This window comes from Actinomadura physcomitrii, from assembly GCF_008923205.2.
Taxonomy (GTDB): domain Bacteria; phylum Actinomycetota; class Actinomycetes; order Streptosporangiales; family Streptosporangiaceae; genus Spirillospora; species Spirillospora physcomitrii.
Genome location: NZ_WBMS02000007.1, coordinates 242,901 through 268,387, shown reverse-complemented (window position 1 = coordinate 268,387; position 25,487 = coordinate 242,901). Strand labels below are relative to the sequence as shown.

General features: G+C 76.4%; 18 protein-coding genes and 1 pseudogene. 8 read left to right on the top strand and 11 right to left on the bottom strand.

The genetic code is table 11. The features are described from left to right. The first annotated feature begins 4 nt into the window (after positions 1-4). From F8568_RS11730 to F8568_RS11710, 5 genes are read left to right on the top strand one after another with little or no spacing between them, the layout of a single operon-like run. Complete coding sequence (locus F8568_RS11730) at positions 5-1,138, top strand: leucine-rich repeat domain-containing protein (RefSeq protein WP_151593550.1); 1,134 nt, start codon at positions 5-7, stop codon at positions 1,136-1,138. Beyond that, a complete protein-coding gene (locus F8568_RS11725) occupies positions 1,135-2,823 on the top strand; it encodes an ankyrin repeat domain-containing protein (protein WP_151593549.1) in 1,689 nt (562 codons plus the stop codon). The genes F8568_RS11730 and F8568_RS11725 overlap by 4 nt, the downstream gene beginning before the upstream one ends. Beyond that, positions 2,820-4,010: an AAA family ATPase gene (locus tag F8568_RS11720; RefSeq protein WP_328600824.1), complete on the top strand. Its 1,191-nt coding sequence runs from the start codon at positions 2,820-2,822 to the stop codon at positions 4,008-4,010. Before F8568_RS11725 ends, F8568_RS11720 begins: the two co-directional genes overlap by 4 nt. Beyond that, entirely contained in the window at positions 4,007-5,182 is a 1,176-nt protein-coding gene (locus F8568_RS11715) for a vWA domain-containing protein (RefSeq protein ID WP_151593548.1), read from the top strand. The genes F8568_RS11720 and F8568_RS11715 overlap by 4 nt, the downstream gene beginning before the upstream one ends. A 36-nt stretch (positions 5,183-5,218) precedes the next feature. Next, complete coding sequence (locus tag F8568_RS11710) at positions 5,219-6,157, top strand: MBL fold metallo-hydrolase (RefSeq protein ID WP_151593547.1); 939 nt, start codon at positions 5,219-5,221, stop codon at positions 6,155-6,157. 37 nt (positions 6,158-6,194) lie between these two features. Here the strand turns inward: F8568_RS11710 and F8568_RS11705 are convergent, their stop codons facing one another. The 6 genes from F8568_RS11705 to F8568_RS46725 form a co-directional block, all read right to left on the bottom strand. After that, positions 6,195-8,183, bottom strand: a complete 1,989-nt coding sequence (locus F8568_RS11705) for a hypothetical protein (protein WP_151593546.1) — start codon at positions 8,181-8,183, stop codon at positions 6,195-6,197. Further along, positions 8,180-9,370, bottom strand: a complete 1,191-nt coding sequence (locus F8568_RS50300) for a VWA domain-containing protein (protein ID WP_202124806.1) — start codon at positions 9,368-9,370, stop codon at positions 8,180-8,182. The genes F8568_RS11705 and F8568_RS50300 overlap by 4 nt, the downstream gene beginning before the upstream one ends. Continuing rightward, positions 9,367-11,640, bottom strand: coding sequence for a DUF5682 family protein (locus F8568_RS11695; RefSeq protein WP_151593545.1), 2,274 nt, complete (start codon positions 11,638-11,640; stop codon positions 9,367-9,369). The genes F8568_RS50300 and F8568_RS11695 overlap by 4 nt, the downstream gene beginning before the upstream one ends. Continuing rightward, the gene (locus F8568_RS11690; RefSeq protein WP_328600823.1) at positions 11,640-12,692 is read right to left on the bottom strand and encodes an ATP-binding protein; all 1,053 of its coding nucleotides are present in this window, start codon (positions 12,690-12,692) and stop codon (positions 11,640-11,642) included. Before F8568_RS11690 ends, F8568_RS11695 begins: the two co-directional genes overlap by 1 nt. Then, positions 12,620-14,071 carry a DUF4132 domain-containing protein gene (locus tag F8568_RS11685; protein ID WP_202124805.1) on the bottom strand — a complete coding sequence of 484 codons (1,452 nt, stop codon included), beginning with the start codon at positions 14,069-14,071 and terminating at the stop codon, positions 12,620-12,622. The genes F8568_RS11690 and F8568_RS11685 overlap by 73 nt, the downstream gene beginning before the upstream one ends. Before the next feature lie 105 nt (positions 14,072-14,176). Next, positions 14,177-14,374: a hypothetical protein gene (locus F8568_RS46725; RefSeq protein WP_202124804.1), complete on the bottom strand. Its 198-nt coding sequence runs from the start codon at positions 14,372-14,374 to the stop codon at positions 14,177-14,179. Positions 14,375-14,575: 201 nt separating this feature from the next. Between F8568_RS46725 and F8568_RS11680 the strand changes: the two genes are divergently transcribed. After that, a complete protein-coding gene (locus tag F8568_RS11680; RefSeq protein WP_151593542.1) occupies positions 14,576-15,721 on the top strand; it encodes a cystathionine gamma-lyase in 1,146 nt (381 codons plus the stop codon). On the opposite strand, the pseudogene F8568_RS11675 reads toward F8568_RS11680, so the two are convergent. The 5 genes and pseudogenes from F8568_RS11675 to F8568_RS11655 all read right to left on the bottom strand — a co-directional run. Beyond that, positions 15,686-16,408, bottom strand: a pseudogene (locus tag F8568_RS11675) (DUF4132 domain-containing protein); the annotation flags it as partial. The gene F8568_RS11680 and the pseudogene F8568_RS11675 sit on opposite strands and share 36 nt — an antisense overlap. Next, a complete protein-coding gene (locus tag F8568_RS11670; RefSeq protein ID WP_151593540.1) occupies positions 16,384-17,241 on the bottom strand; it encodes a hypothetical protein in 858 nt (285 codons plus the stop codon). The pseudogene F8568_RS11675 and the gene F8568_RS11670, both read right to left, overlap by 25 nt. 24 nt (positions 17,242-17,265) lie before the next feature. After that, the gene (locus F8568_RS11665; RefSeq protein WP_151593539.1) at positions 17,266-20,640 is read right to left on the bottom strand and encodes a DUF4132 domain-containing protein; all 3,375 of its coding nucleotides are present in this window, start codon (positions 20,638-20,640) and stop codon (positions 17,266-17,268) included. A gap of 56 nt (positions 20,641-20,696) precedes the next feature. Continuing rightward, positions 20,697-22,085, bottom strand: a complete 1,389-nt coding sequence (locus F8568_RS11660; protein ID WP_151593538.1) for an FAD-dependent oxidoreductase — start codon at positions 22,083-22,085, stop codon at positions 20,697-20,699. 62 nt (positions 22,086-22,147) lie between these two features. After that, on the bottom strand, positions 22,148-23,257 hold the full coding sequence (locus F8568_RS11655; RefSeq protein ID WP_328600822.1) for an amidohydrolase family protein: 1,110 nt from the start codon (positions 23,255-23,257) through the stop codon (positions 22,148-22,150). Between the two features lie 125 nt (positions 23,258-23,382). On the opposite strand from F8568_RS11655, the gene F8568_RS11650 reads away from it, so the two are divergent. After that, entirely contained in the window at positions 23,383-24,795 is a 1,413-nt protein-coding gene (locus F8568_RS11650; protein ID WP_202124803.1) for a glutamine synthetase family protein, read from the top strand. 119 nt (positions 24,796-24,914) lie between these two features. Beyond that, a complete protein-coding gene (locus F8568_RS11645) occupies positions 24,915-25,448 on the top strand; it encodes a CGNR zinc finger domain-containing protein (RefSeq protein WP_151593535.1) in 534 nt (177 codons plus the stop codon). The last annotated feature ends 39 nt before the right edge of the window (positions 25,449-25,487 follow it).

Genomic DNA, 25,487 nt, shown 5'->3' with positions numbered 1-25,487 from the left:
CAGCATGGAGCCGACCCCCGTACGCTGCCCGGCGATCGAGCACCCGGACGTGCCGCCCGCCGACCCGGCCGCGCTCGCACCGCTGCTGGCGCGGCTCGCCGACGCGGCGCCGGTCGGCGGCGACGAGGCGTTCCCGGTCGGGACGCTGCGCGGCGACGGCCGGGTGGACCTGTGCAAGCAGGGGCTGGGCGCGGCGGGCGTGGCGCGGCTCGTCCCGGCGGCGGTCGCGTCGCCGCACGCGGTGCACCTGCTGCTCGGGACGAACGCGATGGGCGTCGAGGGCGCGCGGACGATCGCCGCCGCGCTGGCGCCGGGCCACGGCGTCCGGACGCTCTACCTCGGCTGCAACCGCATCGACGGCGAGGGCGCGGCGGCGCTCGCGGACCGGCTCGCGTCCGACGGCGAGGTGCGGGCGCTGTGGCTGAAGCGCAACCCGGTCGGCGACGCGGGCGCGCGGGCGCTCGCCGCGATGCTGCGGCGCAACGCGGCGATCCGGACGCTCGACCTGGTCAACACCGGTCTCGGTAAGGAGGGTCTGCGGGCGCTGCTCGACGCGCTCGTCGCCCGGGACGCGCCGCTGGAGCGGCTGTTCCTCGGCGGGAACGGCATCGGGCCGGACGCGGCGGACCTGCTGGCCGCGCTGGTCCGCGACGCGGGCGTCCGCGAGCTGTACGCGCCCGCCAACCACCTCGGCGACGGCGGCGCCGCCGTCCTGGCGTCGGCGGCTGCGCGGGCGGGGCGGCCCGTCCGGTTCGGGCTCGGCGGGAACGGCGTCGGGCCGGCCGGCGCGCGGTCGCTGGCCGGGGCGCTGGACGCGATCGAGGCGCTCGACCTGAGCCGCCCGCCGTCGGAGCGGGCGCTCGGCGCGCCGCCGAACGCCACCGGCGACGAGGGCGCGGCGGCGCTCGCGGCGGCGCTGCCCGGCAGCCCGCTGCGCCGGCTCGGGCTGAGCCACACCGGTGTCACCGGGCGCGGCGCGAAGACGCTGCTGGCGGGCGTCGGCGCGGACAGCCGGCTGGAGTACGTGGGACTCGGCCCCGGCGTCCCGCGCAAGGTGAAGCGCGCGTTCGCGCAGCGGCTGCGTCCGGCGGGCCGCCCGCACCCCGACGTGCACGCGATCGCGAGCGTCTACCGTTGACGCGCCCACGCCGAGACCCGTCGTTCCCCTCGTCGCTGCGGGCATGGCGCCAGGTCCGCCGGCTCGCGGTCCCGCGCGGGTGGATCGAGCGCGCCGCCGAGCGGCGGGCGGCCGGGGACTGGCGGGGCGCCTGCGCGGCGGCGAACGTCGACGTCGCGTTCGATCTGGCTGACGCGGGCCGCGAGTTCGGCGCGGACGTCCGCGCGCGGCTCGAGAAGGATCTGCGCCACCTCGTCCCCGACCTGCTGCACTGGCACCTGCCCCGGGACGTGACCGACCGCGGCGGCCTCACCGCGCTCACCTCCGGGTTCCGGGTGGTCCTCGCGCGGTACGGGACGTCCCCGCGCGGCCCGGTCCCGGCGCTCAGCGTCACGGCGCCGCCCTCGCCGTCGGCACCGCAGCGGCTGACCCTGGAGTTCGGTGTCGCGGTCCGGGAGTGGGCGGACTGGTCGGTCGTGCCGTACCTGTTCGACGACCGGCACCACCGCGGGCTGCTCGGCCACTACGGGGGCGACGTCCGCGCGCCGTTCTTCGCCGCCGACGGCACGCCCCGCGACCCCGCCGACCTGCCCGCATCCGACCTGCCCCCATCCCACCTGGAGGCGGGTGACCGCGCGGCCCGCAGCGAGCGGTCCGCGCTGCTCGCCGAGCGGCCGGACGGCGGCGACGAGGCCATCGCCGCCGCGTTCGCCGCCGCCGGCATCGGCGTGATCGTGGAGCAGCGGCCCGGCGGGCGCCCGACCGAGCGGCAGACCTGGTCCCGGCTCGCCCTGCTGGCCGGCTGCGCGCCGATGCTCGCGCACCAGATCGAGCGCGTGACCGGCGGCGGCACCGCGTCGCTGTCGGTCCGCCTGCCCGATCACCGCTTCGGGCTGCACGTGGAGGCGGGCGGACGGCACCGGCGCCCGCTGCTGTGGGTGGCGACCCCCGAGGAGTCCAGGCGGCGCCGCCCGTCCCCGGGCTGCTGGCACGCCCTTCCCGACCTCGCCCTGCTGCGCGCCGGGCTGGTCGCGCCGGACGAGCTGCATCCGCTCGTGCGGTCGGCGCTGTTCCCGGCGCGCCCGGCCCCGGACCGTCCGGCCGGGCCGCCGGACGCGCGGCTGCCGCCGCCGGTCCGGGTGCGCTGCCAGGGCGAGTGGCACCTCGTCCGCTCCGGCGACGGCGGCCTGCGGATCCCGCACGCCGATGAGGAGCGGCGCCGCGAGCAGGCGCTCGGGGCGTTCGGCGGCACCGTGAACGGCTGTTTCGTCGCCCACCGGACCTGGCGAACGGGAACGGGGTGGCTGCCGCGCGCGCTCCGCGCGCACCGCCGGGAGGTGTTCCTGCGGGCGGCGCACGGCGACACCGAAGGCGTCCTGCGGCTGCTGGACGCGGGGCTCGACCCGCGCGTCCGCGACGGGCGCCGCTGGACGCTGCTGCACGCCCTCTACGCGATGGACCACGAGGTGCTGCTGCCGCGCCTGCTGGACGCCGGCCTGGATCTCGACGCGACCGACTGCGAGGGGCTCACGCCGGTCCTGGTCGCCGTGCTGAACCACGGCTCGCCCGCCTTCGTGCGGGCGCTGCTGGACGCGGGTGCGAGCCCGCGGACACCGGACGGCGCCGCGCGGGCGGCCGGGCGTCCGGACACCCTGCCGAAGGCGATCGAGCGAGCGAAACGCGAGGATCTGGAGTTCGTGCTGTGACCACCGAGACCGTGACGGGGCCGCTGGACGCGGCGGACGAGCTGAACCGGCGGGCCGCCGCATGGCGGGCCGAGCCGGCGCGCAGCGTGCAGCTGGAGGCGCTGGCGCTGGCGGTGTCGGCGAACATCCCGGTGCTGCTGTGGGGCGAGCCGGGCATCGGCAAGTCCGCGGGCATGGAGCGGCTCGCGGAGGGCCTCGGGGTGCCGCTGGAGACGGTGATCGCCAGCGTGCACGAGCCGTCCGACTTCGCCGGGCTGCCGGTCATCGGCGACGACCCGGCCGCGACCGGGGTGCCGATGGCGCCGCCGGACTGGGCGGTGCGGCTCGCGTCGGCGGGCCGCGGCATCGTGTTCTTCGACGAGCTGTCCTCGGCGCCGCCCGCGGTGCAGGCGGCGCTGCTGCGGGTCGTGCTGGAGCGGCGGGTCGGCAGCCTGCGGCTGCCGGAGCCGGTCCGGGTCGTCGCGGCGGCGAACCCGCCGGCGAGCGCGGCGGACGGCTGGCACCTGTCGCCGCCGCTGGCGAACCGGTTCGTCCACCTGCGCTGGACGCACGACCCGCGCACGGTGGCGCGCGGGATGGCGGGCACGTGGCCGGAGCTGACCGTCCCGGTGGTGGACGGGACGAAGGCGCCCGCCGCGATCGCCCGCGCGCGCGGCGCCGTGTCCGGTTTCCTCACGGCGCGTCCGGGCCTGGCGCACCACCTGCCGGAGGACGCCGAGGCGCGCGGCGGCGCGTGGCCGTCGCCGCGCAGCTGGGAGATGGCGCTGCGGCTGCTCGCCACCGGGTACGCGACGGGCGCCGGGCAGGACGCGGTGGCCGCCGCGGTGGTCGGCGCGATCGGCGACGGCGCGGGCATCGAGCTGCTCTCCTACCTGGAGGAGCTGGACCTGCCCGACCCCGACCGGGTGCTGGCCGACCCGAAGGCGTTCGCGCTGCCCGAGCGCGGCGACCGGCAGCTGGCGTTCCTGACCGCGGTGGTGTCCTCGGTGCAGAGCGACTGCACCCGCCGGCGGTGGGAGGCGGGCTGGGAGGTGCTGGCGAAGGCGGTCGACGCGGGCGTCCCGGACGTGGCGGCGCGCGCCGCGGCCGACCTCGCGGCGCTGCGGGACGTCCGCTGGCCGGTGCCGCCGGGGATCGACGCGTTCCTCGACATCCTGCGGCTGTCCGGCGCGCTGCCGAGCGCGTGACCGCCGTGCTGGACCGGACGAAGCTGCTCGCCGCCCGCTACAAGGCCGCCGGCGACCGGCCCTACCTGGCGTCCGCGCTGTACTCGCTGACGGTCGTGCCGAGCGACCGCGTGCCGACGATGGGCGTCGACCGGCACTGGCGGTGCTACGTCTCCCCCGCGTTCGTGGACGCCACGCCGGTCGAGGAGCTGGCGGGCGTGTGGATCCACGAGGCGGCGCACCTGCTGCGCGACCACCACGGCCGCGCGTCCCGGCTGCCGGCCGCCGACCAGCGCGACCACGGGCGGGTCAACATCGCGGAGGACTGCGAGATCAACGACGACCTGCTCGCCGACGGGCTGCCGCTGCCCGCCGGCCGGGTGCATCCCCGCGACTTCGGGCTGCCCGAGGGGCGGATGTTCGAGGAGTACCTGAAGGGCGTCCCGGCGCAGCCGCACCACGACTGCGGGTCGGGCGCGCACGGCGTGCCGATGCCGTGGGACCTGGACGGGGCGGGCGCGCCGTCGGTCCGCGCGACCGAGGCGGAGGCGCTGCGGCGCGCGACCGCGGAGGCGATGCGCGCGCACCAGCGGGCGCGCGGAAGCCTGCCGGGCGGGTGGCGGCGGTGGGCCGACCAGGTCCTCGAACCGGTCGTGGACTGGCGGCGGATGCTGGCGGGCGCGGTGCGGGAGGCGGTCGCGTGGGCGGGCGGCGCCGTCGACTACACCTACCGGCGGCCGTCGCGCCGCACCCCGGCACTGCGCGGGGCCGTGCTGCCGAGCCTGCGCCGCCCGCTGCCCCGCGTCGCGATCGTGATCGACACGTCCGGGTCGATGGGGGACGGCGAGCTCGCGGCGGCGCTCGCGGAGGTCACCGGGGTACTGCGGGAGGTCGGCGTCCGGGGGAACCGGGTGAGCGTCCTGGCCTGCGACGCCGACGTACAGGCGGTGTCGCGGGTGGCGTCCGCCGGGCAGGTCGAGCTCGGCGGGGGCGGCGGCACCGACATGCGGGTCGGGATCGAGCGGGCGCTCGCGGACCGCGACCGGCCGCAGGTCGTGATCGTCCTCACCGACGGGTACACGCCGTGGCCCGCCGAGTCGCCGTCGTGCCGGCTGATCGCCGCGCTGGTCGGCGACGGCGCGCCCGACCCGCCCCGGTGGATCGAGACGGTCCGCATCGACCGGGCCGCGTGAATCCTCGTAGGGTACGTCCGAGGACCTGGAGGACACATGAGCGACGTGCCCGGACGCGACGGCCCCGGCGAGCCCCGCCTCGAGGAGGTGTCGGACGGCGTGTTCGCCTACGTCCAGCCCGACGGCACCTGGTGGATCAACAACACCGGCTTCGTCGCCGCCGAGCGGGGCGTGATCAGCGTCGACGCGTGCTCGACCGAGCGCCGCACCCGCGCCTACCTGGACGCGATCCGGACCGTCACCGACCGGCCCGTCCGGACGCTGGTGAACACCCACCACCACGGCGACCACACCTTCGGCAACTACCTGTTCTCCGGCGCGACGATCGTCGGCCACGAACGGACCCGCGAGAGCGCGCTCGCGTGGGGCGAGCCGTTCGACGAGCCGTTCTGGACGAAGGTCGAGTGGGGCGGCGTCGAGGTCGAGCCGCCGTTCCTCACCTACACCGACGGCGTGACGCTGTGGGCCGGGAACCTGCGCTGCGAGGTCCGGCACGTCGGCACCGCCGCGCACACCACCAACGACTCGATCGTGTGGCTCCCGGAGCGCCGCGTGCTGTTCTGCGGCGACCTGCTGTTCAACGGCGGCACCCCGTTCGTCCTGCAGGGGTCGGTGGCGGGCGCGATCGCGGTGCTGGAGGAGGTCGTCGCGCCGCTGGACGCGGCGGTGATCGTCCCGGGCCACGGCCCCGTCGCGGGCCCGGAGCTGATCGGCCGCGTCCTCGGCTACCTGCGGTTCCTGCAGGCGACGGCGGCGGACGGCAAGGCCGCCGGGCTGTCGCCGCTGGAGGCGGCGCGGGAGGCCGACCTCGGCGCGTACGCGGAGCTGACCGACTCCGAGCGCATCGTCGGCAACCTGCACCGCGCCTACGCCGAGCTGGACGGCCTGGAGCCGGGCGGCGAGATCGACGCCGCCACGGCCCTGCAGGAGATGGTCGACTACAACGGCGGCCGTCCCCTGACCTGCCGGGCGTGACGGGCGCCGCCGCGCCCGCCCGGGCCCGTGCATCCCGTCAGCGGAGTTCGGCGGTCGCCAGCAGGCGGATGTGCGCGGTGGCCCAGGCCTCCGCGATGCGGTCCGGGTCGTCGGAGCCGACCGTCCCGGCGAGGTCGGCGAGCGTGGCGCCGGCGGCGCGCAGGCCGATGCGCGCCAGGTCCTCGCCGGTGCGGGCGATCCGGTCGCGCAGGCCGGGCGCGGCGTGCAGCAGGCCGCGGTGCGCGGCCTCGGCGCAGACGTCGAGCCCGGCCCGGACGGCGTCGCCGAGCGGGTCGGGCGCGGCGGCGGACGGGCCGTCCAGCACGGCGGCGCCGTCGCCCGGCGCCAGGTCGGGGACGACGGGTCCCGACGCCGTCAGCACGGCGAACGGGTCGATGACGAGCCCGCCCCGGTCGCGGCGGACGGCGCCGGCCACCATGCGGGGCGCGTCGGCCAGCGCCGCGGCGAGCGCGTCGAGCGCGCCCGGCCGGTACGCGCCGTGCTCGGCGGACACGACGGCCGTCGCGCCCGAAGCGTCCGCGACCAGCGCCTCGAGGCGCTGCGCGCCGGGGTGGTAGCCGACGTCCCGCACCTCGGCGATCTCGACCGCGCGCACCAGCTCGGCCTCCACCCGCGGCCGGATCAGCCGGGGCGGCAGCACGTCCAGCGCCCGCTCCTCGCGCTTCAGGTCGCGGACGAGCAGCCCGGCGGGCAGCCCCTCCCAGGCGTTGCCGAGCGGGGTGACGGTCGTCTTGGCGATCCGCCCGGCGGCGACGCGGACGACCCGTCCGGCGCTGCGGGAGGCGCTCTCGGACACCACGTTCGCGGCGGCGAGCGCGCGCAGCGGGGACCCGAGGATGCGGCGTCCGGCGAGGTCGGCGCCGGTGAGCGCCTCGCCGTCCGGGACGTTCCAGCGCCGCTTGAGCACCAGGACGACGCCGGTGCCGGCGTGCGCGAGGAACACGTCGGCGGTGCGGACCAGGTCCGTACCGCCGACGCGGCAGCCGAGCGCGGCGAGCCGGACGCGGCGCAGCGGCGTCTCGGCGGACTCGTCGGTGCCGAGCACCTGCGAGCGGGTGCCGCCGGCGGCGGACGCGCGGTGCCGCGCGTGCACCTCGGCGATGAGCGCGGCGAACCGCGCCGGGTCGTGCGCAGCGTCGCGGTCGTGGTAGGCGGCGAGCTGCCCGGCGAGGTCGTCGACGGCGCCGGCGGGCCAGTGCAGGTTCCGCGCGGCTAGCTCGGCGGCGGTGCGGCGCAGCGCGGTGGCGAGGACGGGCCCGGCGTGCACGGCGCCCTCCAGGAGCACCTGGTCCACGAGGCGGACGGCCGCGGCGAGCCCGCCGGAGGCGTTCCCGGCCTTTTCCTGCCCGCTCGTCCCGTCGCCGCCGACGTCGAGCCGGACGTCGGAGCCGGTCAGGCCGCGCTCGTCGGCGGCGCGGAACGCCCAGGCGGCCAGCACGGTCATCTCGCCGCGGACGGACGCGACCGCGTCGGTGTGCACGTAGCCGAGCTCGCCCGGCACCAGGAACCGGACGGTGCAGGTCTGCAGCTCGACGCGGGCGACGGGGTCGTCCGGCGTCGGCCGGTGGATCGCGGCGGAGTACCCGGCGCGGTGCGTGCGGCGGGCGGCGGTGAGGGCGCGGCGGCCGAGGACGGCGGCGAGCGCGTCGTCGTCGAGCGATCCGGGCGACCAGTCGGTGACCTCGGCGGGGGCGGGCTCGGCGGCGTCCGCGTCCGGGGCGGTGCCGGTGGCGGCGTCGCGCTGGTAGGCCAGGACGAGGCAGATCTGGTGGCGGCACGTCCCGGTCGCGGCGCAGGTGCAGGTCGCGGCCTCCAGTCCGGCGCCCGCGGGCAGCGCGGCCGTGACCCCGCCCGGGTAGCGGCCCTCGACGCCGCCGTCCGGCGCGACGGTGATCTCCGGGCCGTCGCCCGCGTCCAGGTCCTTCGCGGCGCGCTTGACCAACCCGCGGTTGGCGAGGGCGGCGAGCGCGTCCGGGGTCAGCGCGAGCAGGTCGGCGCGCGTCACGACCCGATCCTCTCCGCGACGAACTCGGCGAGCCGGCCGGGCGTCATCGCGCCGACGTGCGCGCCCACCGCGGCCAGCCGGCTCCCCATGTCGCGGTCGAACGCCGGGTTCGCCTCCTCGTCCAGCGCGGCGAGGCCGAGCACGCAGGTGCCCTGCTCGACGAGCTTCCGCACCTCCCGGACGAGCCGTCCGGGGTCGCCGCCCTCGTAGAAGTCGCTGATGACGGCGACGATCGCGCGGCGCGGGTTGTCGACCAGCCCGGCGCCGTAGGCGACCGCGCGGGCGATGTCGGTGCCGCCGCCGAGCTGCACCTTCATCAGCAGCTCCACCGGGTCGGTGACGTCGGACGTCAGGTCCACGACGGCGGTGTCGAACGCGACGAGGTGGGTCTTCAGGCCCGGCAGCCCCCACAGGCAGGCGGCGGTGACCGCCGAGTGGATCACCGAGTCGAGCATCGAGCCGGACTGGTCGACCAGCAGGATCATCTGCCACTGCTCGACGTGCCGCCGCGTCCGCGACACGAACCGCGGCTGCTCGATGTAGAGGCGGCGCTCGTCGGGGCGGTAGTGCGCGAGGTTGGCGCGGATCGTCGCGCGGAAGTCGAAGTTGCGGGAGTTGCGGATGCGACTGGGGCGCCGCGACCGGGTGCCGTGGAACGCCTGCCTGACCTCCGTCGCGAGCTTGTCCATCAGCTCCCGCACCACGGCCTCGACGATTCGCCGCGCGAGCGCGAGGACCTCCGGGTTCATCAGGTGCTTGGTGCGCATGACGGCACGCAGCAGCGACCGGTCCGGCTCGATCCGCTCCAGCACGGCCGGGTCGGTGACGATGTCGTGGATCTCGTAGCGCTCGACGGCGTCGCGTTCGAGCCGCTCGATGGTCTCCTTGGGGAACAGCCGGTGCACGTCGTCCAGCCAGTCGACGGTGGTGAGCGCGGACGGCCCGTCGCCGCCGGTCCGGTCGCCGGATCGGTCGCCGGTGCCGCCGGCCCCGGAGCCGGCGCCGCGGCGGACGCCGCGGCGCGCGAGGTCGGGGTCGCGGCCGTAGAGCCAGTCGAGGGCGCGGTCGCGGGCGGCGGCGTCGCCGCCGAGCGGCCCGGTGGCGCCGCCGGCGGGCGCGCCGAGGATCAGCCGCCAGCGCTCCAGGTCCCCGGCGGGCGTCTCGGGCGGGGTCCCGGGTGAGGTCACGGTCGTCCTCCGGTGAGTCCGGCGGCGTCGAGGGCGCGGTCGACGCGCTCCTCCAGGGCGCGCGCTTCGGCGATGACGAGGGGGTCGCGGGGGGCGCGCAGCAGCGAGCGCGCGGACCCGCGCAGGCCGCGGCGGGCCAGCAGCCGCTCGGCGATCGTCTCGCGCTCGCGCGGCGGGAAGTACTCGAACGCCTGCCGCAGCGCGGGCAGCGCGATGAGGAAGTCCTCGTCGGTGAGCGCGCCGACCATCTCGTCCAGGACGGCGAGGACGGTCCCGCCGGGGTCGAGGACCTCCTGCCTGGCCAGCGCGAACAGCCCGGCGAGCCAGTCGCCGAACACCCGCGGCCCGGCGGCGCCGCGCACCGCGCGGGCGGGGTCGGCGGTGTCGCCGAGCGCCCTCGCGAGGCCGAACCCGGCGCCGCGCAGGTCGGGCGGGACGTCGGGGGCGGCGGCGACGCGGCGGGCGACGCCGAGCGCCGCGTCCCGGTCGACGCGCAGCGTCCCGGCGGCGTGCAGCAGCGCGTCGCGGGCCGCCGCGAGCGCCCGCAGCCGGGCGCGGTCGGCGGGCGCCGGGCCGCCGCGGATCCCCTCGGCGAGCCACAGGATCCGCTGCGTGCACTCCTCGATGACGGTGCCGAACAGCGGGCTGCGGGCGGTGCCGAGCACGTGGTCGTGCCGCCACAGGCCGAGGACGACGTCCAGCGCGCGGCCGAGCGCGCCGAGGTCGGACGCGCCCGCGACCCCGGCGGCGAGGGACGCGGCGATGCGGCCGGACTGCCCGGCGCAGCCGCACAGCGCCGCGTCGAACAGCGACTCGGCGAGCCGCTCCATGTCGTCGCCCGCGGCGGCGGTCCGCTCGTCGAGGGCCGCTGCGGCGGCGTCGCCGAGGGTCGGCCCGTACGCGCCCGCCTCGATCAGCGCGGCGAGCCGGGCGCCGCCCGGGTCGGACGGGTCGAGGTGCCAGACCTCCTCCAGGACGGGGTCGGCGCCGGTCGCCGGGCCCGACTCGCGCGCGACGCCGGGGATGCCCAGCACGCGCAGCCGGTGCAGCGCGCGGCTGCGCTCCAGGCCCCGCGCGGTGGTCAGCTTCACCGCGATCCGGCCGCCGGCCGCGAGGCCGAGCCGCTCCAGTTCGGCGGCGGCGTCGTGGACGAGCGGCGGCGCGGGGGTGCCGGGGTGCAGGCGGCCGACGCGGTCCCCGCTCAGCGCCGCCACCATCTCGGCGACGGCGGGGTGCGCGCCCGGCGCGAGGGGGCCGCGCGCCGTCCACGGCAGCCGCTGGTCGAGGTCCTCGCCGACCAGCGCGGACACCAGGCCGTCGAGCAGGTCGGTGCGGGCGGGCGAGCGGTGCCCGCGCAGCCGGGTGAGGCCCTCGGTGAGGGTCCGCGCGGCGATCAGGTCGGCGGTCGACACCACCTGCCTGCGCTCGCGCAGCCGGGTCACGACCCTCTCGGTGAGCGCGGCGGCGGCGCCGTCCGGGCCGTCCTCCCAGAGCCGCTGGTAGTACTCCGGCGACGGCATCCCGGACTGGTAGCCGGTGAACGCGTCGAGCCGCCGGAACGAGTACGGGACGAGGAAGCTGCCGCCCATCGCGTCCGCGCCCGGCGCGGGGACCTCGGGCCACCCGGTGCCGCCGGTGCGGGCGAGGGCCTCCAGCGCGGGCTTGTGGAACCCGCCGGTCACCACGACGACCGGCCGGTCATCAGCGTCGGCGTGCGCCGCGCGGACCCACGCGGCCATGTACGCCTCGCGCGCGGAGTCGTCGGGGCCCGGCTCCGCCTCGCCGCGCACCAGGTCGAAGTACGCGTCGAGCCGGGCGGGCAGGTGGTCGGCGTCGATCTCGAAGAGGTGGTCCCACAGCACGTCGGTGTTGTCGACGGCGAACTCCCGGCACAGCCGCTCGGTCGCGTCGGCGTAGCGGCGCTCGGCGTCGGCGTACCGGTTGCCGCGCTCGGCGAACGCGGGATGCCAGGCGGGCAGGTCGATGAACCGCAGCTCCGCGCCGGCGGCCCGGCCCGCGTTGAGCGCCGTCCATTCCGGCGAGTAGTCGCAGAACGGCGACCACGAGGAGTGGACCCGCTCGCCGTCCCGGTAGAAGCTGTAGATCGCGATCGGCGGGGCGTGGCCGAGGAGCAGCTCGTCGAGCCGCCCGTTGACGTCGGCGGGGCCCTCGACCAGCACGTACGCGGGCCGCAGCCGCGCGATCGTGTCGCGGACGAGCCGCGCGCACGCCGGGCTGTGGTGCCGGACGCCGATGAACGTGACGGCCATCAGCCGGGCAGCCGGTGCCGGGCGGCGTGCAGCGCCCTCCACTGCTCGCCGTCGCGCCGCGGCGCCTGCTGCTCCAGGTAGCGGCGCAGCCGGGTCAGGTCGTCCGGGCTGTCCTTGGCGGCCGTCCCGGCGAGGCACTCGACGATGTCGGCGGCGCCGCCCGCCTCGCCGCGCAGGAACCAGCCCCGCACGCCGACGGCGTGCGCGACCGACACCGCCTCCGCGGTGCTCATCACGGCCGACAGCCGGTCCATCGGCCGACCCTCCTCGGTGGTGGCGTTCCGCAGCTCCCGGAACGTGGTGACCAGGACCTCCAGGACGTCCCGGCGCGGCGCGACGCCGACGCCGCTGCGCTCCAGCAGCCGCGCCGCCTCCCGCTCGACCAGGTCCAGCTCGGTCGCGAAGTCGGGGATGGGGAACACCGTCTCGAAGTTGAACCGCCGCTTCAGCGCGGCGCTCATCTCGTTGACGCCGCGGTCGCGGGTGTTCGCGGTCGCGATCACGTTGAACCCCTCGCGCGCGAACACCATCGACTCCGGCCCGGACAGCTCGGGGATCGCGAGGACGCGGTCGGACAGCGGCGACAGCAGCGAGTCCTGCACCTCCAGCGGGCAGCGGGTGATCTCCTCGAACCGGACGACCTTCCCCTCGGCCATCCCGGTCAGCAGCGGCGCCGGCACCAGCGACCGCGTCGACGGGCCCTCCGACACCAGCAGCGCGTAGTTCCACGAGTAGCGGATCTGGTCCTCGGTCGTGGCGGCGCCGCCCTGGATCGTCAGCGTGGACGCCCCGGACACCGCCGCCGCGATCAGCTCCGACAGCAGCGACTTCGCGGTGCCCGGCTCGCCGACCAGCATCAGGCCGCGGCTCGTGGCGAGGGTCACCAGGGCGCGGTCGATGAGCGCGGTGTCCCCGACGAACTTGCGGGCCACGCCGAGCGCGTCGTCACCGACGATGAACCGGCGCGCGCCGGTCAGGCTCAGCGCCCAGCCGGGCGGGCGCGGCCCGTCGTCGTGCTCGCGGAGCCGTTCCAGCTCGTCGGCGAATCGCACCTCGGCGGGCGGTCTCTGGTGGTCTGCGGTCGTGTCGGGCATGGTGTCCGTTCCGGGGTCAGACGGCGGCTTCGGTGAGGCGGGCGAGGTCGGCGAGGATCTCGGACGCGGTGACGTCGTCGAGGTCGCCGAAGCGCGGCGGGGCGTCCCCGGAGGAGCGGTACCGGTGGTCGGTGGCCTCCGCGCCGAGCCAGACGTACTCGAGGGTCTGGACATCGCCGGACGCGGCGAGCTCGCCGGCGTACAGGCCGGGGTCCAGGTCGATGACGACGTACCGGTCCCCGGGGGGCCCGGCGGGAGATCCACCGCTGGACGCCCCCGTCCTGCGGCGCACCGATCTCCCAGCCGCGGCCGGTGAGGCCCAGCACCGTGCCGAGCGGCACCTTCAGGTGCTCGAACCTCTCCAGCCGGTCGCCGTCGCGCTCGGCGTCCGCGAGCGCGTGGACGGCGCGGCCGAGCTGCGGGAACGGCTGGAGGATCTCGTAGTCGGCGAACACCTCGGACCACGCGCCGAGCGCGTCGCCGAGCCGGACGGGGTGCGCGAGGCCGATGGCGGCGTGCTCGGGCACGTCGACGAGGTCGTCGCCGACGTCGGCGTAGGTGCGGTCCTCGGCGATCCGGAACGGGGTGGCGGCGTCGCCGTCCTGCGCGAACCAGACGAGCCGGCGCGCGACGTGCCGGACGAGGGGGTGGCCGACGATGTGCTCGCCGAACTCGGCGGGAGTCCAGCGGCGCTGCGCGACCATCGCGTCCTCCAGGCGGCGCAGCAGGTCGGCGGCGACGGCGCGGACGTCCTTCTTCAGGTCGGCGAACGTCCGGTACGCGGCCGGCGCGAGGGCCGGGTCGTCCTTCGCGCCGGGCTTCGGCAGGGATTTGCGGGCCTTGCCGGCCTCGTCGGCGACGACCGGCCTGAGTGCCTCGTCGAAGCCGACGGTGAAGCGGCGCGGGCCGTAGTCGAGCGTCATGGTGCCGTCGCAGTCCAGCCCGAACGCCGGGACGATCCGGTCGGCGAGCTGGTCGGTGGACAGCCCGAGCCTGACCCAGGAGTCGATGAAGGTCTCGTAGGGGGCGTCGGCCCTCCGCAGCGTGAAGTCCAGGACGGCCACGGCCGCGGCGGCCGCCGCGCCCGCCGGGCCGGGCTCCCCGGCCAGGTGCCGCAGGGCGGCCTCCGCGAGGTCCGGGGCGCCGCTCTCGTCCGGGGCGATCGCCGCCACGGGGCCGCCGGGCTTCTCCACCAGCGCGCGCGCCCTCGCGGGTGCCGCTCCGTCGACCGGGAAGGCCGGGCCGGGGAGCCCGCCGCGTCTCGGGTGCAGCCTGCGGCGCCAGGCGGCCGGAAGCGTCAGGGCGTCCTCGTCCGGCAGCGGGGGGAGATCGTCCATGTCGCCTCACGGTAGAGGAGCGTCCCGGCGGGCCACCCCAAGATCGGAAATGTCGGCGCCGCCAGCGTAGGGCGGCGCTCCGACATTTCCGCGCGGCCGCCGCGGTCAGTTCGGCGCCCCCTCGAGCTCTCTGGCCGAGTCGCGCGCCGGGGCCGGCCGCGCGGCCACGGACACACCGCACACGCCGTCCGCGCACGAGCGTTCCAGCCGTCCCCGCGACAGGGTCTCCGCGAGCGCCATGAACCAGCAGGACGGGCAGCCCCGCAGCGCGACCAGGCCGACCGGCGCCAAGAGCAGCCCCACCGGCCCGACCAGCGGAACGAGCGCGACCGCACCGGCCAGCGCGCCGAACCGACGCCAGCCCCGCCCCCGCCTTCCGTTGAGTTGTGGGGGGGGGGGGGGGGGGGGGGGGGGGGGGCGGCCCCCGCCCCCCCCCCCCCCCCCCCCCCCCCCCCCCCCCCCCCCACAACTCAACGAGGATGGTGGCGGTGAAGAGGAGGACGTGTGACGCGTGAGGTTGGGGACGGGACGCTGGCGGTGGGGGCCGGGAGGCCGCCCGCGAGGAAGTACGCGCCGACCTTGCCGGGGCCGGTCTTCGCGGCGTATTTCCATCTGCCGGGCGAGGCGGTGGGGCCTTACACGTACGGGCGGGACACCAATCCGACGTGGACGCTGCTGGAAGCGGCGATCGGGGAGCTGGAGGATGGCGCCGAGGTCGTCTCGTTCTCGTCGGGAATGGCGGCGATCGCGGCGGTCCTGCTGTCGCAGGTGCGGTCCGGTGACGTGGTCGTGCTGCCGGACGACTGCTACCAGACGACGCGGGCGCTGAAGGAGCGGCTCGAATCGTACGGGGCGGTCGTGCGGATGGGGCCGACGGCGGGCGACGCGCAGATGGAGCTGCTCGACGGGGCCCGGCTGGTGTGGGTGGAGACGCCGTCCAATCCGAATCTGGACGTGTGCGACATCGCACGGCTGGTGGAGGCGGCGCACGAGGCGGGCGCGCTGGTCGCGGTCGACAACACGCTCGCGACACCGCTCGGGCAGCGTCCGCTGGACCTGGGCGCGGACTTCTCGGTGGCGAGCGACACCAAGGCGCTGACCGGGCACGGTGACCTGCTGCTCGGGCATGTCGCGACGCGGGACGCGGCGCTGGCGGAGAGCGTGCGGCTGTGGCGCAAGACGGTCGGCGCCATTCCGGGGCCGATGGAGGCGTGGCTGGCGCACCGTTCGTTGGCGACTCTGGAATTGCGGCTGGACCGGCAGGACGCCAATGCGCTGGCGCTGGCCGAGGCGTTGAGAAAGCGGCCGGAGGTCGCCGGGCTGCGGTATCCGGGATTGCCGGACGACCCGTCGCACGAGGTCGCGTCGAAGCAGATGCGGCGGTTCGGGTGCGTCGTCTCCTTCACGTTGCCGGACGAGGCGTTCGCGGAGCGTTTCCTCGGCGCGATGCGGCTGGTCAACCAGGCGACGAGTTTCGGTTCCGTGCACAGTTCCGCCGAGCGGCGGGGACGCTGGGGCGGCGACGCCGTCGCACCTGGGTTCGTGCGGTTCTCGGTCGGGGTGGAGAACCCCGGCGACCTCGTCTCCGACGTCCTCGCCGCCCTGGACGCGGCGTCAGCCGAGGCTCGCGAGGTCGGCGAGGATCTCTGACAGCAGGACCGGGTCGACGGCGGCGAAGCCGTTCTCGACCGGGGACGCGGCCCCGTACTCGCCGGGTGCGGGCGCGATCCGGACGTGCTCCACCGTCTGCTCGGGGTTCAGGTCGACGTAGCCGACCGCGATCCCGGGGTCGAGGTCGACCACGACGTGGTGGGGGCCGGCGGGGCGGGAGATCCAGTGCTGGACGCCGCCGTCGAGCGCGGCGCCGCGCTCCCAGCCCGTCCGGGTCAGGCCGAGGATCCTCCCCGTGGGCACGCGCGCCCCTTCGAAGCGGGCGAGGGTGCCGTCGCGGCCCGCGCCGTCGGCGAGGGTGAACACGGGCCGGGCGAGCTGCGGGAACGGCTGGACGATCTCATAGTCGGCGAACACCTCCGCCCAGGCGGCCACGGCGTCGCCGAGCAGTAGCGGGTGGGCGATCCGCACATCGTCCACGACGTCGAAGGCGTCGTCGTGGACGTCGGCGGGGGTGCGGTCCTCGGCGAGCCGGAACGCGGTGCCGCCGGACGTCCAGACCAGGCGGCGCGCGATGTGCCGCATCAGCGGGTGCCGGACGAGGAACGCCGCGAACTCGGCGGGCGTCCAGGTGCGGCCCTCGACCATCGCGGTCTCCAGCCGGGCGATCTGCACGGACGCGACGGCGCGGACGTCCTTCTTCAGCTCGGTGAACCGCCGGTGGGCGTCCGGCGCGAGGGCCGGGTCGTCCTTGGCGCCGGGCTTGGGGAGGGTCTTGCGGACCTTGCAGCCAGCGGGGAAGGTCCGGCGGCTTCTGCCGCTTGGGCGGGTTCGGCCTGCTCCGGCTCGTCCGCGAGCAGGGCCGCGACGGCATGCGCGGCCTCGTCGCCGTGCACGCGGGCCGCCTCCACGACGTCGCCCTCGATGGTCCGCAGCGCGTGGAGCGCGTTGCGGCGCGGGCCGACGCGCTTACCGAGCGCGTCCGGCACCAGGTACGGGACGGCCTCGAGACCGTGCCGGGCGAACCAGGTGCGGGCGAGATGCCGCGCCGACTTGAGCCGGTAGAGCCAGTCGGCCATCAGCCGGGCGACGTCCGCGCCGAGGAACGGCAGCAGGACGGGCCCGGTCCCGTGCGGGTTCGCCTTCGCCATGCGGACCGACACGTCCCACGCCGCGTCCTCGAAACGCGCGACGATCGGCTTCAGCGAATGGGCGAAATCCCAGGTCACCTTGCGGGGTTCCCAGGTGGCCAGCAGCGGGCGGGCGATGTGCTCGGGCGCGCTCGCCAGGAACCCCGCCTGGCTCGGCAGGTACATCGACCCGTCGCGGACCTCCTCGGCCTCCCGTTCCCAGTCGCCGTCCGCCCAGGGCCCGCCGTAGGGGCGGGCCGCCGCCCACTCCGCGCGCTCGCCGGGCGCCCAGACGACGCGCCGGCCGCCCGGCGGTTCGAGGCCGGGGACGACGGTGCCCCCGGCCGCGGCCCTCGGCGCGGCCGGCTTGCGCAGCCACGGCGGGTCGACCAGGTTCGCGGGCAGCGCGGCGGGCGGCGCGTCCTTCACGGCGTTTCCTCTCAAGGGGCCCGCTCAGCGGGCGTCGGCGGTGAGCGCGGTCAGATCGGCGATGACCTCGGACGCGGTGACCGGGTCGAGCTCGCCGAACGGCAGCGGGTTCCCGCGGCCCATCCACAGCTCGTCCTGGCGGCGGCACAGGCACACCTGCCGCAGCGTCTGGTCGCCGAGCGTGTCCGGGGCGCCGACGGCGATGCCCGGGTCGAGGTCGATGACGACGTGCCGGCCCGGCCCGGCGGGACGGGAGATCCAGCACTCCACGCCCGCGTCCTGCGGCGCTCCGCGCTCCCAGCCGCGCTTGGTCAGCCCGAGCATCCGGCCGGCCGGGACGGTCGCGCCCTCGAACCGGGCGAGGTGGCCGCTCTTGCCCTCCTCGTCGGTCAGCTCGTGCACCTGGCGTCCGAGCTGCGGGAACGGCTGCAGGATCTCGTAGTCGGCGAACACCTCCGACCACGCGGCGACCAGGTCCGTCCCGGCGAGGTGGACGGGGTGCACGACGCCGACCACGACCGTCTCGGGCAGGTCCAGGGCGGTGTCGTGCGCGTCCGCGAAGGTGCCGTCCTCGGCGACGCGGAACGTGATGCTCTTGTACTGGTCCTCCTCGACGGCGATCCACACCAGCCGCCGGACGAGGTGCCGGACCAGCGGGTGCCCGGCGAGCAGCTCCCGGAACTCGGTGAGGGTCCAGCGGCGGTTGCGCACCATCGCCGTCTCCAGGCGGGTGATCAGGTCGGCGGCGACGGTCCGGACGTCCTTCTTCAGCGCGGAGAACGCCTTGTACGCGGCGGGCGCGAGCTGCGGGTCGTCCTTGGCGCCGGGCTTGGGCAGGGCCTTGCGGCGCTTGCCGTCCTCGTCGGCGACGTAGGGCTTGAGCTGCTCGTCGAACCCGACGACGAAGCGGCGCGGGCCGTAGTCGAGCGTCATCGTCCCGGCGGCGTCGAGGCCGAAGTCGGGGACGAGCCGGTCGGCGAGCTGCTCGGCGGTCAGCTCCAGCCCGGCCGCGACCTCCGCGATCTTCTCCTGGGCGCGCGTCCGGAGCCCCTTGAACTTCACCTTCTGCGCGATCGAGTGCAGGTGCATCAGCGCGACGTCGGTGCCGATCTCGGCGAGGACCGCCAGGCCGGTCACCGCCTTGGCGTGGCCGCCGTCGCCGGGCCAGGCGCGGATGACGGGGGTGAGCCGGCGGACGGTGTCGTCGTCGCCGAGCCATCCGAGCTGCGTCAGCGCCCAGCCCTCCTTGGACGGCCCGCCCTCGGCCTCCCAGCGCCGGAGCAGCGCCCATCCGAACTCGGCCAGCGACGCCTCGTCGCACACCTCGCGGACGGCGTCGACGCCCGCGTAGACCTCGCCGGGCTTCGACATGGCCAGCATCGTCAGGACGTGCGCGGCCGCCGCGTCGGGAAGCGCGCGCTCGCGGCCGCGGAGCAGGATCTGCGGCAGCATCCGGACGTCCGCCCAGTCGCCCACCACCGGGATCTTCGCGGGCAGGATGTCCAGCGGGTCGACGGCGAGCAGCGCCTCGATCGCGTCGGCGGCCTTGTCGCCGTGCGCGCGCGCCGCGTCCACGATGCCGTCGGCGCCGTGCCGGGACGCGACGAACCGGAGCGCGGCCTCGGCGGCCCGCCGCTCCGCCCCCGCCTTGCCGAGCGCGCCGGGCAGCAGCGCCGGGACGGCCGCGACGCCGTGCCGGGTGAACCAGGCGCGCGCCGTGCGGCCCGCCTGCTTGAGGCGGACGAGCCAGTCCGCCATCAGCCGGGCGATCTCGTCGCCGACGAACGGCAGCAGGACCGTGCCGATGTTCGCCGGGTCCCGGCGCGCCGCGAGCAGGACGCCGTGAAGCGCGTCGAGCTCGAACCGGGCGACGACGACCCGCATCCACTCCTCCTGGACGTACCAGGGTTCCGGCGGCTCCCAGTCGGCCAGCAACGGCCGGACCAGCTCCTCCGGCGCCTCGGTGAACAGCATGGGGTGCAGGTGGCCGGGCAGCTCGCCGCTCCGGTACTTCGCGACCTGCGCGGGCCACTCCAGCCGCTCGGCCCACCGCCAGTGGTGGTGCAGGTCGACCGTCCACTCCTCGCGCTCCCCCGGCCGCCACGCGATCGCGCGGGTGCCGGGGGCGGGCAGGTCCTTGATGACGACCGGCTTGGCCTTCGTCCGGGGCCGGTTCCACGGCGGGTCCACCAGCAACGGCGGCAGCGACGCCGGATCGGCCTCCGGGACGCGCGCCTCCGCGGCGCGGACCTTCTCGACCGCCGCCCGCGAGTCCTCCGGCAGGCTCGGCAGCAGCTCGTCGACGAGCCCGGGATTGACTCGGACGTACGCCGGCAGCAGCTCCGCCACCGCCAGCCGGTTCGCCGCGGCGGCGAGCAGCCGGAGCGCCCGCGCCGGATACCGCCGCGCCGCCGCGAGGGCCGCCGGACTGACGTACTTGCGGTCGAGCCGGTCCAGCAACGCCTGGAACGCGCCGTCCAGCGGCAGGACGGCCAGCGCGTCGAGCAGCGTCCGCGCCGCGTCGCCGTCGAGGTAGGGCTCGTCGAGCGCGCCGGTCAGGAGGTCCAGTGCCGCGTCCGGCCCGATCCCGTCGACCAGGCTGGCGACGATGCTCGGGCTGCGGGTGTCGTAGTCGAGGGACAGCCTGAACAGGTCGAGGTGATCGCGTTTCCCGACCGTGCACAGGAGCAGCCACCGGTCCCCCTGCCCCACCGCGGACAGCGTCCCCTGCGGGTCGGCGCACAGGTCGGCGAACCACTCCGCCCGCTCGGGCATCAGGTGGGAGGCGACAGCCTTCTGCAGCGTGCTGCCGCGGTGGCGCGCCATCCGCTCCACGGCCTCGCCGTGCACGTCGTCATCGGCGACGGCGAGCATCGCCCGCAGCCGCTGCGCGGTGTCCTCCTGCAGCCACCAGCAGAATCCCTCGCCGGACGTCCGCTGCCGGACGCCTTTCCACTCCATGGCGGAACCGGAAATGGTGAAGTCGGCCCACAGCCCCGCGAGCGCGATGTAGGCGCAGGCGGCGAACGGCAGCCCGTGCTCCTCGATCCACACGTCGAGGTACGGGTTCTGCGCACCGTACCTGTGCTGCCCGTGCAGCGGGGCGGTGACGAGCGCGACCGCCGCCGCGCCGACCGCGTCGGCCTCGCCGCCCAGGTAGGCGCGCGCCGCTGCGGCCACCTCCGGCGGCGTGCCGGGCAGGCCGAGCACCTCCTCGACACCGGACCGGGCACCGTCCATCAGCTCCCGCGCCCGCGCCGCCGCCTTGCCGTCCACGCGCGCCTGCGGCCACGCGTGCGGCCGGTCGCGGCGGGGGTGCAGCCGGCGCAGCCACGCGTCCGGCATCACCAGGGTGTCCTCGTCGGGGCGGGCCTCGGCCGCGGTGTCCGTCGTGCTCATGACGGCACCGTAGGAGAGATCACCGACATTCCCCCACCGGATCGATCAAGCCGGCGTCACGGGGAGCGGCGCATGTCCTCCTCGACGAGTTCGGCGGCCTTGCGGGCGGCGACCAGCACCGGGTCCCAGACGGGCGAGAACGGCGGCGCGTAGCCGAGGTCCAGGCCGGTCATCTCCTCGACGGTCATCCGGTTCCACAGCGCGATGGCCAGGCCGTCGATCCGCTTGGCGGCGTTCTCCTCGCCGACGATCTGCCCGCCGAGCAGCCGCCCGGAGCGGCGCTCGGCGATCAGCTTGGTCTTCATCGGCGTGGCGCCCGGGTGGTAGCCGGCGCGGGTCGTGGACTCGACCACGACGCTCAGCGCGTCGAACCCGGCGGCGGCCGCCTCGCGCTCGTTCAGCCCGGTCCGCGCGACCTCGACGTGGCAGATCTTGGAGACGGCGGTGCCGACCACGCCGGGGTACGTGGCGTAGCCGCCGCCGAGGTTGATCCCCGCGACGCGGCCCTGCTTGTTGGCGTGCGTGCCGAGCGCGATCGCGACCGGCAGGCCGGAGACGAGATGGCGGGTCTCGACGCAGTCGCCCGCCGCCCACACCCGCTCGGTCCGGGTGCGCATCCGCCGGTCGGTGACGATGCCGCTGGTCGGGCCCGTCTCGATCCCGGCGGCGCGGGCGAGGTCGCTGCCGGGCCGGACGCCGAGGCCGAGGATCACCAGGTCGGCGGGGAGCGTGCGGCCCCCGGCGCGGACCGCCGCGACCCGCCCGTCCGGCCCGGTCTCGAACCCCTCGACCCGGTCGCCGAGGTGCAGGTCGACGCCGATCCCGCGGACGGCGTCCGCGACGAGCGCGCCCATGTCGGGGTCGAGCGTGCTCATCGGCTGCTCGGCTCCGTCCACGATCGCCACGTCCAGGCCGCGGGTCACCATCGCCTCGGCCATCTCCAGGCCGATGTAGCCGCCGCCCACGACGACGGCGCGGCGCGGCTTCTCGCGCTCCAGCACGCGGCGGATGCCGATCCCGTCGTCGAGGACCTGGACGCCGTGCACGCCGCCGGCGTCGGCGCCGGGCAGCTCCGGGCGGGTCGGCACCGCGCCCGTCGCGATCATGAGCTGGTCGTAGGGCTCCCAGGTCTCGGCGCCGCCGTCCACGTCCCGCACGCGCACCCGCGCCCCGCCGAGGTCGATCTCCGTCGCCTCGGTGCACAACCGCAGGTCGATGCCGCGGTCGCGGAACTCGGCGGGCGTCCTGGCGATCAGCTCCTCCGCGTCGTCGACCACGCCGCCGACGTAGTACGGGATGCCGCACGCCGAATAGGACGCGAAATGCCCGCGCTCGAGGACGGTGATGTCCAGGTCGCCGGGGCCGCGCCGCCGGCGCGCCTGCGACGCGGCGCTCATCCCCGCCGCGTCGCCGCCGATGACGAGCAGCCGCTCGCGTCCTGCCATGGGCACCTCCCGAAGATCGTCCCCGAGCGTACCCGCGCACGGCTGCCCGGCCCGGCGCGGTGTCACAGCCGGTAGACGCGGCGGGCGTTGCCGGACGCGACGAGCCCCGCGACCCGCTCGGCGTCGGCCGCCGCCCACGCGCCGTCCTCGACGCCGCCCGCGAGGAACCCCGCGAGCCCGCGCCGGAACAGCAGCGCGCCGAGGTGGTACAGCTCGGCCAGGCCGAACGCGTCCGAGGAGTACAGCACCTTCCCGAACGGGGCCAGCTCCAGCAGCTCGGCGATCAGCGCGGGCGCCCGGTGCCCGAGGTTGTGCGTGGCGAGGCCCGCGTCCACGTAGACGTTCGCGAGCACCTGCGCGAGGTACCCGGCGCGCCGGTGGAACGGGTAGTTGTGCAGCAGCAGGGCCGGGGCGCCCACCTCGGCCATCGCCCGCAGCAGCGGGACGAGCAGCAGCGGGTCGCCGCGGCGCAGGTCGGCGTCGACGTCCCCGTACCCGACGTGGAACTGCACCGGCAGCCCGAGATCGACCGCGCACCAGATGAGGAACCGGTGCAGGATCTCGTCGCAGACCCGCATCTCCTCCTGGCGCAGCAGGATCCCGGCCGCGCCCGTCACCTCCGCGTCCGACGGCCGCACCCCGGACAGCGCCAGCCCGGCGCGGTACGCGGCGATCGACTTGGCGCCCGCCATGCGCGGCGCGCAGGCCGCGAGCCGGGAGCGGACCTCGTCGGCGAAATCGTGCGCGTCCACGCCGTCCGCCGCGACCTGCTCGGCGACCGTCTCCAGCCGGACGATCTCGTGCGCCCGCGCGCCGGCGAGCCGGCCGAGGGCGGGCGGGTCCAGCAGGGCGCGCGGCGTGTAGCCGGTGTCCACGCACAGGGCCTCCAGCCCGGCGGCGGCGAGGAACCGGCGGTTCACCTCCGCCGCGCCCAGCTCGGCGCGGCGCGCGAGGTAGGCGTCCGGCTCGGCGTGCGCGTCCAGGTCCAGGACGGGCGCGCACCAGCGCCGCAGCGCGAACCCGACCTGCGTGTCGAACAGGCTCACTCCGGGCGGCCCGGCCGTGTCCGCCTCGGTGAGCATCGCCTCGAACGCCGGGCGGTCCAGGTCGTCGTCGAGCACGCCGTGGCAGTGGTGGTCGATCAGCGGCAGCGACTCCAGATATTCGAGCACGCTGTGTACGTCCCCGGAAACGCAGCGTCTTCCCGCAAATCGCGGGGCGTTCTTCCTACGATGCATTCTGCGGGCACCGCCCCTGCCGAAGGCCCGCGTCCGATGCCATGACCGGGAGCCGCACCGTGGAACAGACCTTCGACACCGTTCTGGACGGCCAGGAGCGCGCCCGGCTGGGCGCGCGGGCGGCCGAGGCCGCCCGCCGGCTGGCCGGGGAGGACGTCGCCGCCGTCGCGCTGACCTGGGTGGACGTCAGCGGGATCACCCGCACCAAGACCGTCCCGGTCGGGCGGCTGGAGCACGCGGCGACGTGGGGCGTCGGGATGCCGCCGGTGTTCGACGTGTTCCTGCTGGACGACTCGATCGTGTCCGGCCGGCACATCGGCGGCCCGGTCGGCGACCTGCGGCTGCACCCCGACCTGGACCGGCTCGTCCCGCTGGCGGCGCTGCCGGGGTGGGCGCACGCCCCCGCGAACCGGTACGCCCAGGACGGCGCCGTCCACCCCCTCGACTCCCGGGCGCTGCTGCGCCGCGAGACGGCCCGGCTCGCCGCCGCCGGCTGGACGGTCCGGACGGCGTTCGAGATCGAGTGGACGGTGTCGACCACCCCAGGGGAGTTCACGCCCGCCTGCTACGGCCCGGCGTACGGGATGACCCGCGTCAGCGAGCTGGCCGGCTACCTGCGCGCGCTGCTCGTCGCGCTGGAGCGGACGGGCGTCTCGGTCGAGCAGCTGCATCCCGAGTACGCGGCCGGGCAGTACGAGGTGTCAGTGGCGCCCGAGGACCCGGTCGGCGCGGCCGACACCGCCGTGCTGGTCCGGGAGACGATCCGGGCGGTGACGCTGGAGCACGGCATGCACGCCTCGTTCTCCCCGAATGTGGTGCCGGGCGCGGTCGGCAACGGCGGGCACGTCCACCTGAGCCTGTGGCGGGAGGGCACCGGGGACGGCCCGGCGAACGCGATGACGGGCGGCACCGGGCCCTGCGGGATGACCGTCGAGGGGCAGGCGTTCGCGGCCGGGATCCTGGACCGGCTGCCCGCGCTGCTGGCGATCGGGGCGCCGTCGGTGGCGAGCTACCTGCGGCTCGTCCCGTCGCACTGGTCGGGTGCGTTCGCGTGCTGGGGGCATGAGAACCGGGAGGCGGCGCTCCGGTTCGTCACCGGCGCGCAGGGCGAGCGGGACCGCGCCGCGAACATGGAGATCAAGTGCTTCGACGCCGCAGCGAACCCGTATCTCGTGCTCGCGGCGCTGCTGGTGGCGGGACGGGCCGGGCTGGACGCGGGGCTCGCCCTGCCGGACCCGGTCGAGACCGACCCGGCCGAGCTGCCGGAGGACGAGCGCGCGGCGCGCGGCGTGCGGCCGCTGCCGGGCACGCTCGCCGAGGCGGTGGCGGTGTTCGAGGAGGACGCGGTGCTGCGGGACGCGCTGGGCGAGGCGGTGACGGACACGGTCGCGGCCGTCCGGCGCGGCGAGATCGCGCTGTTCGACGGCGCCGCCCCGGAGGAGATCGCCGCCGCGACCCGCTGGCGGCACTAGCGGCCGTGCTCGGGCGGTTCGGCGGTGCCGGCGACGACGGAGCCGGGCGCGAACGGCCCCCGTAAGGGTTAAAATCGTGATGCCAGTTACAGGATGGCACGGGATCGGGAGCCGGGGCAATGCGGATCACCGGGTACAAAAGCCACGGGGTGGCGGCGGCCGTCGCCCTCGTCAACGCCGCGACCAGCGCCGACGGCGACGACTCGGCCGACGCGCTGCGGGAGATGCTGCGCGAGAACGGGTTCTTCTGGCACGAGTTCGAGCCGGCCGACGCCGACGAGTTCCGCCGGTGGGGCAGGACGCTGCGCCGGTTCTTCGCCGCCCCCGACCTCGACGAGGCGATGCGCCTGCTGAACGGGCTGATGCTCGAGCTGCCGCTGCATCCGCACCTCGCCGAGCACGACCCGCACGGCGTGCACATGCACTACGCGCCGCCCTCGTCCCGGCTCCCGGACCGGTTCCGCGCGACGACCCTGATGCATCTCGCGGAGCTGGTCGTCGAGCACGGCATCGACCGGACGGGCGTCTGCGACGCCGAGGGATGCGACCGCGTGTACGCCGACACCTCCCGGGCCGGACGGCGCCGGTTCTGCTCGGAGGGATGCGCCAACCGGACGAACGTCGCGGCGTTCCGCGCCCGCCGCCGCGGCTGAAAGGGAGGCGGATCGGCGTCCCCTTGAGTATCGGGTGCC

What these genes read in the sequence shown, in the direction of transcription:
- F8568_RS11730 (WP_151593550.1), top strand. Translation starts at nt 5, where the DNA reads ATGGAGCCGACCCCCGTACGCTGCCCGGCGATCGAGCACCCGGACGTG.
- F8568_RS11710 (WP_151593547.1), top strand. Translation starts at nt 5,219, where the DNA reads ATGAGCGACGTGCCCGGACGCGACGGCCCCGGCGAGCCCCGCCTCGAG.
- F8568_RS11695 (WP_151593545.1), bottom strand. Translation starts at nt 11,640, where the DNA reads ATGGCCGTCACGTTCATCGGCGTCCGGCACCACAGCCCGGCGTGCGCG.
- F8568_RS11685 (WP_202124805.1), bottom strand. Translation starts at nt 14,071, where the DNA reads ATGGACGATCTCCCCCCGCTGCCGGACGAGGACGCCCTGACGCTTCCG.
- F8568_RS11665 (WP_151593539.1), bottom strand. Translation starts at nt 20,640, where the DNA reads ATGAGCACGACGGACACCGCGGCCGAGGCCCGCCCCGACGAGGACACC.
- F8568_RS11660 (WP_151593538.1), bottom strand. Translation starts at nt 22,085, where the DNA reads ATGGCAGGACGCGAGCGGCTGCTCGTCATCGGCGGCGACGCGGCGGGG.
- F8568_RS11645 (WP_151593535.1), top strand. Translation starts at nt 24,915, where the DNA reads ATGCGGATCACCGGGTACAAAAGCCACGGGGTGGCGGCGGCCGTCGCC.